The organism is Staphylococcus sp. OJ82 (assembly GCF_000294465.1).
Lineage (GTDB): Bacteria > Bacillota > Bacilli > Staphylococcales > Staphylococcaceae > Staphylococcus > Staphylococcus equorum.
In genome coordinates this window covers 148,686-162,509 of sequence record NZ_ALPU01000001.1, presented here as the reverse complement: position 1 = coordinate 162,509, position 13,824 = coordinate 148,686, and the positions used below count along the sequence as shown (strand labels likewise).

The window sequence follows — 13,824 nt, the reverse complement described above, 5'->3', positions numbered from 1 at the left end:
ATTTTTACAAATGGTATACAAAACAAAAAGAGGTGAACTTGCGGTGAATTTATCTGTATCAAATAGTCCATTTAATGAGCATCAAGCAGACCAACTCAATCAGGTCGTTAGCATTTTAACCACAGAACAAAAAGTTTGGTTGAGTGGTTATCTTTCAGCATATCAAAACACTTTAGTCAGTGATGCTGAAGCACCACAGCAAGTAGCAGAATATGTATTAAATAGTGAGTCAGAAGACAATATTGATAGAAATATTACAGTGCTTTATGGCTCAGAAACTGGTAACGCGCAAAGTTTGGCAGAAATTTTTGCAGATCGATTAGTAGAACATAACTACACTGTGAAATTGACTGCAATGGACGAATTTAAACCTAAAGACTTGAAAAAAGTAGAAGATTTATTTGTGATTTCAGCTACGCATGGTGAAGGTGATCCACCAGATAATGCACTTACATTTCATGAATTTTTACATGGTAGAAAAGCCCCTAAATTAGAAGGTGTACGTTATTCAGTACTTGCCCTTGGAGATTTATCATATGAGTTCTTTTGCCAAACAGGTAAAGACTTTGATGCTAGATTGTCAGAATTAGGCGGCGAACGTTTAGTAGCAAGACATGATTGTGATTTAGATTTTGATGAGCAAGCAGAAATCTGGATGAATGAAAATATTCAACAACTCAACCAATCATCCAGTCATAAAGAAACAGTAATACTAGCAGAAACAGCACAGGATACAAAAGAAAAGCGCTATTCCAAGTCAAATCCATATGAAGCAGAAGTCTTGGAGAACATTAATTTGAACGGTCGAGGATCTAACAAAGAAGTAAGGCATATTGAGTTTTTACTAGATGACTATGGTGAAGCATATGAGCCAGGTGATTGCTTAGTCGTAGTGCCACAAAACAATCCTAATCTCGTGGCATTACTTATTGAGACTTTAGGTTGGCATGCGCAAGACGAAATTCCTATTAATTCCAATGGTGACAAGCTAACACTTGAGGAAGCATTACGAGACCATTTCGAAATTACTAAATTAACAAAGAATTTAGTGCTAAAAGCCTCTACATTATTTGAAAATACGACATTAACCGAGCAAGTAGAGGATGCGTTATGGATACAGAGTTACATAGAAGGTCGGGACTTAATCGATTTATTAAGAGATTTTCCGCCGAATCAATTTGATTCACAGTCATTACATCAATTGTTAAGAAAGTTACCACCACGAGAATATTCTATTGCAAGTAGTTTTCAAGCAAATCCAGATGAAGTGCATATTACAGTCGGTGCAGTAAGGTATGAGGCTCACGAACGTGAACGTGATGGTGTTTGCTCCGTACAATTAGCCGAACGCTTACAGCCAGGAGATAGTATACCGATTTATTTGAAGAAGAATCCTAATTTTAAATTTCCATTTAGCGAAGAAACGCCCGTCATAATGATTGGGCCAGGTACCGGAGTTGCACCGTTTAGATCATATCTTCAAGAGAGAGAGGAACTAGGATTAACTGGTAATACATGGCTGTTTTTCGGAGAACAGTACTTTACTACAGATTTTTTATATCAAACAGAATGGCAAACTTGGTTAAAAGATGATGTATTAAGCAAATTAGATGTAGCGTTTTCACGCGATTCAGAAGAAAAAATTTATGTGCAACATCGTATTGCTGAACAAAGTGCAACATTTTACGAATGGATAATAAATGGTGCTGCATTATATATATGTGGTGATGAAAAACAAATGGCTAAAGATGTCCATGAAACGATTCGCTACGTATTAGAACAAGAAGGCGGCATGGCTGAAACGGATGCTGAAGCGTATCTTACACAAATGAAAAAAGAAAAACGTTATCAAAGAGATGTTTATTAAAAGAGAGGTAGGGATGATGTATGGCTGAAACGAATGTAAGTTTTTCTGACAAACTAGATGAATTAGAACGTATCAAAGAGCAGAGTAATTATCTCCGTGGCACGATTGTTGAAGGTTTAGCAGATAGAATTACTGGCTCGATTACAGAAGATGATACAAAACTTTTAAAGTTTCATGGCAGTTATATGCAAGACGACCGAGATATTAGAGATGAACGTCGCAAGCAAAAATTAGAACCGGCATACAGTTTCATGATTAGAGTACGCGCGCCAGGTGGTGCTTCAACTGCTGAACAGTGGATTGCGATGGATGATATTGCGAATACTTATGCCAATGGAACAATCAAACTTACGACTAGACAAGCATTTCAATTTCATGGCATTTTAAAGAAAAATTTAAAAAGTTCTATGCAAAGTATAAATCAGGCATTACTAGATTCTTTAGCAGCTTGTGGTGATGTGAATCGTAATGTGATGTGTAATCCGAATCCTTATCAGTCTCATGTACATGGAGAAATTAATCAAATTGCGAATGACATTAGTCGACACTTGTCACCGAAGACGCAAGCTTATCACGAAATTTGGTTAGATGGTGAGAAAGTATTAGATACGAGTGATGCAGAACCTGAGCCTATGTACGGTAAAACGTATCTTCCACGTAAATTCAAGATTGGTATTGCAGTACCACCTTCAAATGATATCGATGTTTATTCACAAGATGTTGGTTTGATTGCCATTATAGAACAAGACGAACTCGTCGGTTTCAATGTAACGATTGGTGGTGGCATGGGAATGAAACATGGCAATACAGCTACCTATCCTCAAGTAGGTCGGCTGATTGGCTATTTTCCTAAAGCAGAAGTTGTGGACGTTTGTGAAAAAATATTAACGATTCAACGAGATCATGGTAATCGTGAAGACCGTACGAACGCACGTTTTAAATATACAGTAGATCGCAAAGGCGTAGAGTGGGTTAAAAATGAATTAAACGCACGTCTTGGATGGCAATTAGAAAGTGAGCGACCATATCATTTTGACCATAATGGAGATCGCTATGGTTGGACAGAAGGCAGCGGTAAATGGCACTTCACGCTATTTATACAAAATGGTCGGGTCAAAGATACGGATGACTATAAATTAAAAACAGCGTTAAGAGAAATTGCTCAAATTCATAAAGGTGATTTTAGACTAACTCCTAACCAAAATTTAGTTATTGCGCATGTTTCTGACAGTGATAAGCCAAAGATAGAAAAAATCATCTCAGAATATAGTCTAACAGATGGCGAACATTATACAGGGTTAAGACGAAATTCTATGGCATGTGTTGCTTTTCCGACTTGTGGTTTAGCGATGGCTGAATCCGAACGTTATTTACCATCACTTATTGGAAAAATCGAAGAATTATTAGATGAAGCAGGCTTAAACGACGAAGAAATTACGATTCGAATGACAGGTTGCCCTAACGGATGTGCCAGACCTGCATTAGCAGAAATTGCATTTATAGGAAAGGGACCAGGAAAATATAACATGTACTTGGGTGGCGGCTTTACAGGTGATCGATTAAATAAGCTTTTTAAAGAAAATATAGCAGAAGCTGAGATTTTAGAAAGCTTGAGACCGATATTAATCCAATATGCGAAAGAAAGAACCGAGGGTGAACATTTTGGTGATTTCGTCATACGTGCAGGTATCGTAGACGAAGTTACAGATGGTCAAGTATTCCATAGTTAATAAATTGAGAAGGTGGTGGCAAGATGGGCAAAGTATTTTTAGTAGGCGCGGGTCCAGGAGATCCTGATTTAATCACAGTAAAGGGATTAAAAGCGATTCAACAAGCAGATATTATTTTATATGACCGACTAGTAAACAAAAAGTTATTAAGTCATGCATCGCCGAAAGCGAAGTTTATGTATTGTGGCAAAGATCCTCATCGTCATTCTTTACCACAAGAAGATACGAATAAATTGTTAGTGAATTTTGCGAAAAAAGGTCAAACCATTACAAGATTAAAAGGTGGAGATCCTTTTATTTTTGGAAGAGGTGGAGAAGAAGCAGAAATTTTAGCGGAACATCAAATTCCATTTGAAATTGTGCCAGGTATTACATCAGGTATCGCAGCACCTGCATATGCAGGTATCCCTGTTACACATAGAGATTATAGCTCATCTGTTGCCTTTGTTACAGGTGTGATTAATAAGAATATAGATAAAGATTCGTATTGGAAACATCTTGCACTCGGTCCAGAAACACTGTGTATTTATATGGGTGTCAAAAAATTACCAGAAATTAGTGAACTATTGATTAAACACGGACGTCCCATTGATACACCGGTCGCTTTGGTTCAGCTTGGTACATCAGAGAATCAAAAGACAGTGGTTGGTAACTTGATGAACATTGTTGAAGTTGCCAAAGATATTGAAAACCCAGCAATGATAGTCGTAGGTGAAGTGGTCAAATTAAGAGAACATATCAGTTGGTTTGAAGCGGGGCAATCACAAGCGTCACTTGCGAATTTAACATATCAATAGAGGGGGTCTTAGTATGCGAGGCGTCTTATATGTCAGCCACGGTAGTAGAGTAGATGAAGCTGTTACAGAAGCTGTGAACTTTATTGAATTAGTTAAAAATCAAATCGATGTGCCATTACAAGAAACATGCTTTTTAGAATTAACACAGCCTAACTTGTCACAAGGCTTTCAGCGATTAGTCAATAAAGGAGCAACTGAAATTTCTGTGATACCCGTACTCTTACTAAGTGCAGGACATTATTTCAAAGATATACCGAAAGAAATTCAACGAAATCAGCAACTGTACCCACATGTCAAAGTTTCTTATGGAAAACCATTAGGAGTACAACAACGCTTAACTGAAATACTACATCAAAGAATTGAAGAAACACAGATGACACCTAATATAGATGCGAAAGTGTTGATTGTAGGTAGGGGGAGTTATAACCCTCAAACACAAAAAGATCTCTCGACAATCAAAGCGCAGTTACAAGATATAAATATTAATTTAGACATCGAAGTGTGTTATTTGGCTGCGTGTGGACCTTCATTTGAAGAAGCACTTCAAGATGCAGTCAATAAAGCACATTCACAAATATTTGTAGTTCCATATTTGTGGTTTACAGGTATTCTAGAACGTCATATAGCAACAACTATAGATGAATATCATGGAGAGCATGGCATTGTACTGTGTGACCGACTTGGCAACCATAGTCATTTACAAATTGCATTAAAAGAACGTGTAGAAGAAACATTTGAAACTGTAAACCAGTAACAGTCTTAATTACTCAAGATAGTAAGGAGTGACATAATGCCATTGATTCCGCTCATGATTGATATTTCAAACAAGAAAGTCTTTGTAATTGGCGGCGGTAATGTTGCAGAACGAAGAGTGAATACTTTAGTCGATTATGCTAAAGACATTCATGTTATTAGCCCCACTATTACTGAAAATTTGAAAGATATGGTACAGCGCTCAGCAATCAAATGGAGTGAAAAATTATTTGAAATCAACGATATCCAACAAGCAGATTTCATTGTTGTAGCGACAAATAGCGCATCTACAAATCAATGTGTATTGCAACATAAACCAAGTCACGCAATGATAAATATGGCTGGAGCAGCGACCTCAGGTGATGTGGTATTTCCAAGTATATTACGGCGTGGCAAGTTGACATTAAGTATTTCTACAAACGGTGCAAGTCCAGGGCTTACCGCACAAATTCTCGCTGAATTTCAACAACAGTTTACGAGTCGTTATGAAATGTATGTAGATTTCTTATATGAATGTAGACAACGCGTTAAACGTAGTCCGTTATCTTCATTAGAAAAGCAAAGATTTTTAAAATCAATTTTAGCAGATCGTTATTTAGAAAAAGATAACCAAAGAGATGTGGTTAAATGGCTTGATTCACTGAACTAAACACAATTCGGAAGGAGTATGACACATGTATAAGTTATTTATCTTCGCACTTGCAGGATTTCTCGCACAATTGATAGATGGTTCCCTTGGTATGGGATTCGGTGCATCTTCTTCCTCAATATTATTAACTTTCGGTATAGCGCCAGCAATCGCATCTGCAACGATTCATTTTGCTGAAGTTGCTACAACTGCTGCTTCTGGCACAGCACACTGGAAGTTTGAAAATGTGCACAAGCCGACAATGATTAAATTAGCAATTCCAGGCGCAATTACAGCATTTATTGGAGCGGCATTTTTAAGTCATATACATAGTAATTTAATTAAGCCTTTTATTGCTGTGTTTTTATTAACTATGGGTTTTTATATTTTATACCAATTTTTATTTAAAAAAGACAACAAAATACAAAAAGATGCAAGTAAAATAGGTCGTTACGCTATGATTCCACAAGGCGCAATAGCAGGTTTTCTTGATTCAGTTGGTGGCGGGGGCTGGGGGCCAGTCAACACACCATTGTTACTAGCTCAAAAAAAGTTAGAGCCAAGATATGCAATTGGCACGGTGTCTGCGAGTGAATTTTTCGTGGCACTCTCAGCATCAATTAGCTTTATTATCTTTTTAGGTTGGAGTCAGATTAATTTAGGTTTAGTGGTGTCATTGAGTATTGGAGGATTAATTGCAGCGCCTTTCGCAGCTTGGCTTGTTAAAATTTTACCGGTGAATATCTTAGCGGTTTGCGTAAGTGGTTTGATTATCTTTACTAATAGTAGTTCTTTAATCAGCGTTTTTGACCCAACACCAGTAATATCTATAACAATTAAAGTATCGCTTATTGTCATTTGGATTATTTTAATTACTTATGCTTTATATCAAAATAAAAAATTATCATTTTCAATTTCTAAAAATAAAGCAAATACGAATGAACTAGATTAAAACATAAAGGGAGTGTATAAGCATGACATTAACAACAGAAACGATTACAAATACGATTGAAGCACATGGTGGAAAACTCATTAACAGAGAAGTGAGTGACTTACCAAAAAAGGAATTATTGGCCGAGTCGAAATCATTATCTGCTATTACGCTGAATCCTTGGAGTTTGTCAGATTTAGAGCTTATTGCTATTGGTGGGTTCAGTCCGTTAACAGGATTTATGAATGAAGCAGATTATAAAAATGTAGTAGAAGAGTTACATTTAAGTAATGGCTTAGTGTGGAGTATCCCAATTACCTTACCTGTAACTGAAGATAAAGCAAAGCAACTAGAGATAGGAACACGTGTCGCATTATATGGTGAAGACGAACATTTATATGGCGTACTTGAATTAGAGGAGAAATATACGTACGACAAAGAGAAAGAAGCGCAACATGTATATGGAACTACAGACGTTGACCATCCAGGTGTGAAGAAAGTATATGAAAAAGGGAATGTCTATCTTGCTGGACCAATCTATTTATTAGATCGACCAAAGCATGACGATTTTGTAGATTATCATTTAGATCCTGCTGAAACAAGACAATTATTTAATGACTTAAATTGGAAGACAGTTGTAGGATTCCAAACAAGAAATCCAGTACATAGAGCACACGAGTACATACAAAAAGCAGCTTTAGAATCTGTTGATGGTCTATTATTGAATCCATTAGTTGGAGAAACAAAATCTGACGATATTCCAGCTGCTGTACGCATGGAGAGTTATGAAGTCATTCTTAAAAATTATTACCCGGAAAATAAAGCACGCTTAGTCATTTATCCTGCGGCAATGCGCTATGCGGGTCCACGAGAGGCGATATTACATGCGACAGTGCGAAAAAATTATGGCTGTACTCATTTTATTGTTGGACGTGATCATGCTGGTGTAGGTGATTACTATGGTACGTATGAAGCCCAAGAGCTTATTACTAAATATGAAGCAGAATTAGGAATACAAATATTGAAATTCGAACACGCCTTTTACTGCAAAACTTGTGAAAACATGGCAACAGCGAAGACATGTCCACACGATGCTTCGTCACATTTACATCTGAGTGGTACAAAAGTCCGCGAAAAGCTTAAAAATGGAGAATCACTGCCTAAAGCATTTTCAAGACCAGAAGTAGCAGAAGTATTGATTAAAGGCTTGCAAGAGAAATAATTTAAAGGAGTGAAGTGAATGAACACATCTCAACATATTACATGGCACGAATCTGAAGTTAAAAAAGAAGAAAGACAACGCCGTAACGACCACAAAAGTGTATTGATTTGGTTTACTGGATTATCAGGGTCTGGTAAATCAACGGTGTCTGTTGCGTTAGAAAAAGCATTATTTCAACGTCAGATACATACGTATAGATTAGATGGAGATAACGTCAGACATGGACTTAACAATAATCTTGGGTTTAGTCCAGAAGACCGTACAGAGAATATTAGACGGATTGGCGAAGTAGGAAAGCTAATGGTCGATGCAGGGTTAATCACTGTTTCTGCATTTATTTCACCTTATCAAGCGGATCGTGACACGGTACGCAGTTTATTGCAAACGGACGAATTTATAGAAGTGCATACATTATGCAGTCTCGAGGAATGTGAAGCGAGAGATCCTAAGGGATTGTATCAGAAAGCTCGAAGTGGAGAAATTGCTGGATTTACTGGTATCAGTGCACCTTATGAAACACCAGAAACGCCAGAAATAGTCATAGATACAGAAAAAGAAAGTATCGAGCAATCTGTAAATAAAATTGTTAACTATTTGAAGCTGTATCAATATATTTAGATAGATGAATTAAATATTGTGGCGTGTTGATTAAAGTATTAAAAAAAGACAAAACACGAAAGGGGAATATGGTTGGAAATCTTAAATATAATTGCTTATAGTTTGCTTATTATATTGATCTTAGTAGTGTTTTGTGGTGTTTTCCTAGTAAATAAAGGACAAGATAGAAATTATTTTATGCTAGAGTTCAAAGTGATTGTCCTAATATTATTCACATGCTTTATAGGTTTAGGTATAACATTAACCATTTTGGGGTATTTTGGAAAACTATAATAAATTAAAGTGTATAAGCGATTTATAATTGATGAGCATCTGTCTTTAATGCGGATAGTTTTATGGTCATGTTAAAATAATCATGTTATAGTATATGAATTAATTTCTAATAAAATCTTTCTTTGTGTCTACAGCAAAATATAATTATAGTGACATATCGGAAGTAAGGAAGGTTTCAGACATGCATAAATCCATACAAGATATATCTAAAATAGAACTTCATTGTCATCTCGATGGCTCAACAAGTATAGCGTTAATAAAGCAACTTGCTGCTGAACAAAATATAACTTTAAAAGAATCCTATTTGCTCGTAAGTGAAAATTGTGAAAGCCTAGATGAATATTTGCAGTGTTTTGATGAAATATTAAAAGTGCTACAGACAAAAGATAGTCTCAAAAGAGCTGTCGTAGATGTTGCACAACAGGCAAGTAAGGATAATGTAAAGTATATAGAAATTCGCTTTGCACCGTTATTGCATACTGAACACGACTTGTCGTTAGCAGATGTATTGGAAGCAGTCGAAGCGGGTGTCCAACTTGCAACAGAAACGATGGATATCAAAATTAATTTATTGGTTTGTGCAATGAGACAGCATGAAGCTACAGTGAATGAAGCGCTTTTCGATTATCTTGAGCAGAGAGATAGTGAAGTGGTGCGTGGAATTGATTTTGCAGGTCCTGAAGCAGCATTTCCACCAGAAGATATTCGTACCACAATTCAATACGGTTTAGATAAAGGGTTTAATCTCACTTTACACGCCGGTGAATGTGGATGTATGCATAATGTTATGGAGTCTATTAAATTAGGCGCAAAACGTGTGGGTCATGGTGTTGCCATTAATGAAAATGAAGCAGCGTTACAAGAAATAAAGCGAAACAATGTGATGTTAGAAATGTGTCCGAAAAGTAATGTTCAAACGAAAGCGATAAAGGATTTAACAGAATTAAATATACCTTACTTGTTAGAACAGGATATTCCTTTTATTATTAACACGGATAATCGTACGGTCACTCAAACCTCACTAAATGAAGAATATGCGTTATTGATGAAACATCAACTTATTTCTATTGAACAGATTGAATTTATCAATTTAAGAGCAGTTCAATATGCCTTTTTGTCAGATGTTGAAAAAGAAAATTTAAAATCAGTGATGTAATTATACAAAAAGCGAACTTTCAACAGCTGAAAGTTCGCTTTTTGTATATTAAATTATGAACGGCCAGTTGCAATAAATAAACTCGCGTCTTTATTCATAAATATATTTTGACCTTCATAAAATGTGTGTGATTGGACATCCGTTAAGCCTAATTCAGTAAATAGTTGCTGGATATCCGTTTGTTCAAAGCCATTATAGACTTTTGGATGGTATACATTTTCATTCTTATTAAAATCAACAAGAACGAGCAGACCACCAGAATTTAATTTCGCACGTAATGCTGTTAATAACGCTTTGTAATCACCGCTGTGTAGTAATACTAAGGAAAGGAAAACTACATCATAGCTAGTATTAATCTGTGTTTCATCTGAAAGAATGTCACCTACATAAGCGTTAATATGTGTTTTACCTAGTTCAGAAATTTTGCTTTCAAACACCTCGATCATTTGAGACGCAGCATCCATCATTATGACTTCGTCAAAATGGTGCTCTATATTTAATGTTACTAGACCAGTGCCGCCACCATAATCTAATAACGACTGATACGAAGTGTTTTCGAATACCTTGTTTACCTCTGCTGCAATTGTATCAGCAAGATGTATTCTACTCGGGCCATCGTACTTTTTGGCAATTTGATCAAAACGGTCTTTATTCAAGTTAAAACTCCTTTGTTGAGTGAAATTATTAAAAAAATCATTCATTTATATAATAGTTATTATAGATATGTTAAGTCGTTAATAGAGTTTATCATAAGATGAAAAGTAGCACAATGCATATGATTTAAAGCAGCATATTTAATAATATGAGAATGTGTATAATCGAATCTTAGTTAGGTGAGCCTAAAGTATGATTGAGGGTATAGTAAAAATATGTTTTACTGGAGTCTATCAGTCATAATGAGGTGAAGTCATGAAGCGATTTTTAACAATGGCGCGTAGGCGTTTAGAAGGTTTAGATTTTAGTATGATTCTCTGTTTTATCATACTCGGTATTATAGGAGTAATGATGGTGTACAGTGCTAGTATGGTTTCTGCATCTAAGGGCGCATTAACAGGTGGCATACCTATTGAAAGTAATTATTTTATGAAAAGACAATTGCTTTTTTTGATTTTAGGTATAGTTATTATTATATTTATTGGTAGTTTTGTTAACATTAATGCTGTTAAAGAGCATAATGTACAGAAAATAATGGTGTTAGGTACATTGTTACTATTACTGATTACTGTGTTAATTGGTAAGGAAATAAACGGTTCCAAGAACTGGATTAATTTAGGTTTATTTAGTATTCAATCTTCAGAATTTTTAAAGCTAACCTCAATTTTTTATCTTTCTTATGTGATTAATCAACGTGTATCGAGTCGAAGGGATTATCAGTTGAAACATCTCATCCCACCACTAGGCATCATCGGTATTAGTCTATTACTTGTCTTAATGCAAGGGGACTTGGGCGGTACTTTATTAACAGTAGCGATTATTGCTTGCATACTTATTTATTCAGATTTAAAAAATAAGGTGAAAATTCAGATCATGGCAATTGCAGTGATTCCAATTGTATTTTATAGTATCTATACTTTGATTTTTGATGCTAAAAATATTTACAGATTAAGACGTATTCAAGTCATGCTTGACCCATTTAAATACGAAAAAGATGATGGGTATCAACTGACGAGTGCTTTAACAGCAATTGGAAATGGTGGATTTACTGGAAAAGGTCTAGGTAATGGCATTGCTAAACTAGGTTACTTACCAGAACCGCATACTGACTTTATTTTCACGGTTATTTCAGAAGAATTAGGTTTACTGGGTGTATTATTTATATTACTGATTTATGGCTTTATTTTAGTTAAAGGGCTTATATATGCAAATAAAACCACAAATCAATTTTATAAATTAATTTGCGTCGGTGTCGTAAGTTATTTATTTATGCAAGTGTTCATTAATTTAGCAGGAGTCTCGGGCATCATTCCTTTAACAGGGGTAACATTGCCGCTATTAAGCTATGGCGGATCATCTATATTGAGCATAAGTATCGCCTATGGAACGCTATTAGCAGTAGCTAGAAGAATTAATAACGAAAGGAAATTAAACTAAGTGAGAGACTATTTGAAAATGATTTTAATAAGTTTGTGCTTATTGATACTCATGATATGTATACATATAGATTTAACTGATCCATTAGATAATTTTATTTATCAATGGTTACATGGGACGATTAACTCTAACGGTGTCGTTGTATATCTTGAAATAATTTCTAATATATTTCAGCCGTTGCATTGTTTACTCATGATATTGGTGATTTTAATACTCGTATTTATTTATAATCAATTTAAGTTTTGGTGGTATGGATTTTGGTGTTTCAGTGTTTTGTTGATAGGTACATTTTTTAAATATATTATTCAACGACCAAGACCTGATATTAGTATAGATGGCTATAGCTTTCCGAGTATGCACGTGTTAAGTGTCTGTCTACTGGTGAGTCTCATATTATTGTTGAAAAATAATAAATGGTTAACTATCATCTGCGTATTATTGGTCATTTCGATTATCATTTCCAGAATTTATCTACGTGCACACTTTTTTACAGATACAATAGGTAGCATACTCATTATAGGGATTATGCTCCAAGCTTTGAAAGTGGGTAACGCAACCTCAACTCAAAACAATAGGTGACATTACTATCCATGTATAAAAACACCTTAACAAAAATAAATTGTTATTGATATGCCCCCCAAATTTAGGCTTAAAAAGCTAAATGTGAAGGGGGCATTTTTATATTGAAATACTATCAAAATGAATTGAAAAAAATAGATATAATAATATTAATATATTCAGTTTCATAACTATGAACGAATCAAAAAAATTAAAAGGCTTGTCTCCTACAAAAATAAGGAAACAAACCCTTTAAATTATATGGTAAAGCAAAGTACAGATTTTAAAATTTAGTACATATTAAGGTTTTTTGTATATTGTGACTAGCATGATTTGAAGTTTATTCTTCCATTACTTTATTTATAATTTCTGTCGCATTTAAATTTAGTATATTACTTGGTGTTACTTGGTCAATGTTATGATTGAACATCGTTTTTAATTTTTCTACTTCTTCTTTTTCACCAGCTAAGTAAAGTTGGTGCCAACCTTTTTTCTTAGCATTTTTTTCAATAGTAGCTACTAAACTTTTGAACCAACGTTCTTGATTAGCTTTCACACGTTCTTTATATTCATCTCTTTGCGCGCCGCCTTGAGTTAAATCATCACCTTGTGGTCCAGAATGTTCTCTCCAATCATTAGTATCTAAATCTAGAGTGTAATAATCTTCGTCTACAATCGTACCAATTTCAGTTTCAATCACACGTGCTTTGTCTTGTTGTAAAACTAAAACACCCGTATAAGGATAGCTTTGTTGTAATGATTTTAGCTGATCTAATTTAGGTTTTGTATCCCATTTAAATTCTGTTTTTATAGAAATATTTACGTGCTTTTCGAACTTTAATGTCTCGTCGGCAGTCATAAACAAAATAAGACCTCTTTTTAAATTAGGTTCAGCGCCCTGTATTTCAGTTTCTACTTTATTGATAATGTCTTTTGCTTGGTTTTTTTCTTCATGATTGTCACTGCTTTTTGTTTTGTCTGATAAGTCTTTTAGGGCATTTTTTAATTCGATCTTCCACTTTGTCCCTTGTTCGGGACTAGTATCTAAATAAATTGAGAATACTTTCTGATTTCGTGACTTACCATCGAATTGTTCCAAGTTATTAATTTCTTCTTGTAAAAGCATTATATATCACCCTTCATAATTCTTACATACTATACATTTTGCCTTTTTTATAGAAGTTAAACTTTATATATTGT

13 protein-coding genes are annotated in these 13,824 nt (G+C 34.9%); 11 read left to right on the top strand and 2 right to left on the bottom strand.

All coding sequences use genetic code 11. The annotated features are described in order from the left end of the window. Positions 1 to 10: 10 nt before the first annotated feature. The 9 genes from SOJ_RS00795 (at position 11) to add (ending at position 9,975) form a co-directional block, all read left to right on the top strand. A complete protein-coding gene (locus SOJ_RS00795; protein WP_394802360.1) occupies positions 11 to 1,867 on the top strand; it encodes an assimilatory sulfite reductase (NADPH) flavoprotein subunit in 1,857 nt (618 codons plus the stop codon). A 20-nt stretch (positions 1,868 to 1,887) separates the two neighbouring features. After that, complete coding sequence (cysI, locus tag SOJ_RS00790) at positions 1,888 to 3,597, top strand: assimilatory sulfite reductase (NADPH) hemoprotein subunit (RefSeq protein WP_002506144.1); 1,710 nt, start codon at positions 1,888 to 1,890, stop codon at positions 3,595 to 3,597. Between the two features lie 23 nt (positions 3,598 to 3,620). Then, entirely contained in the window at positions 3,621 to 4,394 is a 774-nt protein-coding gene (gene cobA, locus SOJ_RS00785; protein WP_002506143.1) for a uroporphyrinogen-III C-methyltransferase, read from the top strand. Between the two features lie 13 nt (positions 4,395 to 4,407). After that, entirely contained in the window at positions 4,408 to 5,148 is a 741-nt protein-coding gene (locus SOJ_RS00780) for a sirohydrochlorin chelatase (RefSeq protein ID WP_002506142.1), read from the top strand. 36 nt (positions 5,149 to 5,184) lie between these two features. Then, positions 5,185 to 5,796: an NAD(P)-binding protein gene (locus SOJ_RS00775; RefSeq protein WP_002506141.1), complete on the top strand. Its 612-nt coding sequence runs from the start codon at positions 5,185 to 5,187 to the stop codon at positions 5,794 to 5,796. Between the two features lie 25 nt (positions 5,797 to 5,821). Continuing rightward, positions 5,822 to 6,727, top strand: coding sequence for a sulfite exporter TauE/SafE family protein (locus SOJ_RS00770; protein WP_002506140.1), 906 nt, complete (start codon positions 5,822 to 5,824; stop codon positions 6,725 to 6,727). A gap of 22 nt (positions 6,728 to 6,749) precedes the next feature. Then, positions 6,750 to 7,928, top strand: a complete 1,179-nt coding sequence (gene sat, locus SOJ_RS00765; protein ID WP_002506139.1) for a sulfate adenylyltransferase — start codon at positions 6,750 to 6,752, stop codon at positions 7,926 to 7,928. Between the two features lie 18 nt (positions 7,929 to 7,946). Next, a complete protein-coding gene (gene cysC, locus SOJ_RS00760) occupies positions 7,947 to 8,546 on the top strand; it encodes an adenylyl-sulfate kinase (protein WP_002506138.1) in 600 nt (199 codons plus the stop codon). Positions 8,547 to 9,000: 454 nt separating this feature from the next. Next, positions 9,001 to 9,975, top strand: a complete 975-nt coding sequence (gene add, locus SOJ_RS00750; protein WP_002506137.1) for an adenosine deaminase — start codon at positions 9,001 to 9,003, stop codon at positions 9,973 to 9,975. 53 nt (positions 9,976 to 10,028) lie between these two features. On the opposite strand, the gene SOJ_RS00745 is transcribed toward add, so the two are convergent. Next, the gene (locus SOJ_RS00745) at positions 10,029 to 10,631 is read right to left on the bottom strand and encodes a class I SAM-dependent methyltransferase (RefSeq protein WP_002506136.1); all 603 of its coding nucleotides are present in this window, start codon (positions 10,629 to 10,631) and stop codon (positions 10,029 to 10,031) included. A gap of 253 nt (positions 10,632 to 10,884) precedes the next feature. Here SOJ_RS00745 and SOJ_RS00740 point away from each other — a divergent pair, with 253 nt between their 5' ends. Both SOJ_RS00740 and SOJ_RS00735 read left to right on the top strand, forming a co-directional pair. Next, the gene (locus SOJ_RS00740) at positions 10,885 to 12,066 is read left to right on the top strand and encodes an FtsW/RodA/SpoVE family cell cycle protein (RefSeq protein WP_002506135.1); all 1,182 of its coding nucleotides are present in this window, start codon (positions 10,885 to 10,887) and stop codon (positions 12,064 to 12,066) included. 18 nt (positions 12,067 to 12,084) lie between these two features. After that, complete coding sequence (locus tag SOJ_RS00735; RefSeq protein ID WP_002506134.1) at positions 12,085 to 12,645, top strand: phosphatase PAP2 family protein; 561 nt, start codon at positions 12,085 to 12,087, stop codon at positions 12,643 to 12,645. Between the two features lie 319 nt (positions 12,646 to 12,964). Here the strand turns inward: SOJ_RS00735 and SOJ_RS00730 are convergent, their stop codons facing one another. Further along, entirely contained in the window at positions 12,965 to 13,750 is a 786-nt protein-coding gene (locus SOJ_RS00730) for a VLRF1 family aeRF1-type release factor (protein WP_002506133.1), read from the bottom strand. Between the last annotated feature and the right edge of the window lie 74 nt (positions 13,751 to 13,824).

Bases quoted from the DNA above. Each gene is read 5' to 3' on its own strand.
- SOJ_RS00795 (WP_394802360.1), top strand. From the start codon at position 11: ATGGTATACAAAACAAAAAGAGGTGAACTTGCGGTGAATTTATCTGTA.
- cysI (WP_002506144.1), top strand. From the start codon at position 1,888: ATGGCTGAAACGAATGTAAGTTTTTCTGACAAACTAGATGAATTAGAA.
- cobA (WP_002506143.1), top strand. From the start codon at position 3,621: ATGGGCAAAGTATTTTTAGTAGGCGCGGGTCCAGGAGATCCTGATTTA.
- SOJ_RS00780 (WP_002506142.1), top strand. From the start codon at position 4,408: ATGCGAGGCGTCTTATATGTCAGCCACGGTAGTAGAGTAGATGAAGCT.
- SOJ_RS00775 (WP_002506141.1), top strand. From the start codon at position 5,185: ATGCCATTGATTCCGCTCATGATTGATATTTCAAACAAGAAAGTCTTT.
- SOJ_RS00770 (WP_002506140.1), top strand. From the start codon at position 5,822: ATGTATAAGTTATTTATCTTCGCACTTGCAGGATTTCTCGCACAATTG.
- sat (WP_002506139.1), top strand. From the start codon at position 6,750: ATGACATTAACAACAGAAACGATTACAAATACGATTGAAGCACATGGT.
- cysC (WP_002506138.1), top strand. From the start codon at position 7,947: ATGAACACATCTCAACATATTACATGGCACGAATCTGAAGTTAAAAAA.
- add (WP_002506137.1), top strand. From the start codon at position 9,001: ATGCATAAATCCATACAAGATATATCTAAAATAGAACTTCATTGTCAT.
- SOJ_RS00740 (WP_002506135.1), top strand. From the start codon at position 10,885: ATGAAGCGATTTTTAACAATGGCGCGTAGGCGTTTAGAAGGTTTAGAT.
- SOJ_RS00735 (WP_002506134.1), top strand. From the start codon at position 12,085: ATGATTTTAATAAGTTTGTGCTTATTGATACTCATGATATGTATACAT.
- SOJ_RS00730 (WP_002506133.1), bottom strand. From the start codon at position 13,750: ATGCTTTTACAAGAAGAAATTAATAACTTGGAACAATTCGATGGTAAG.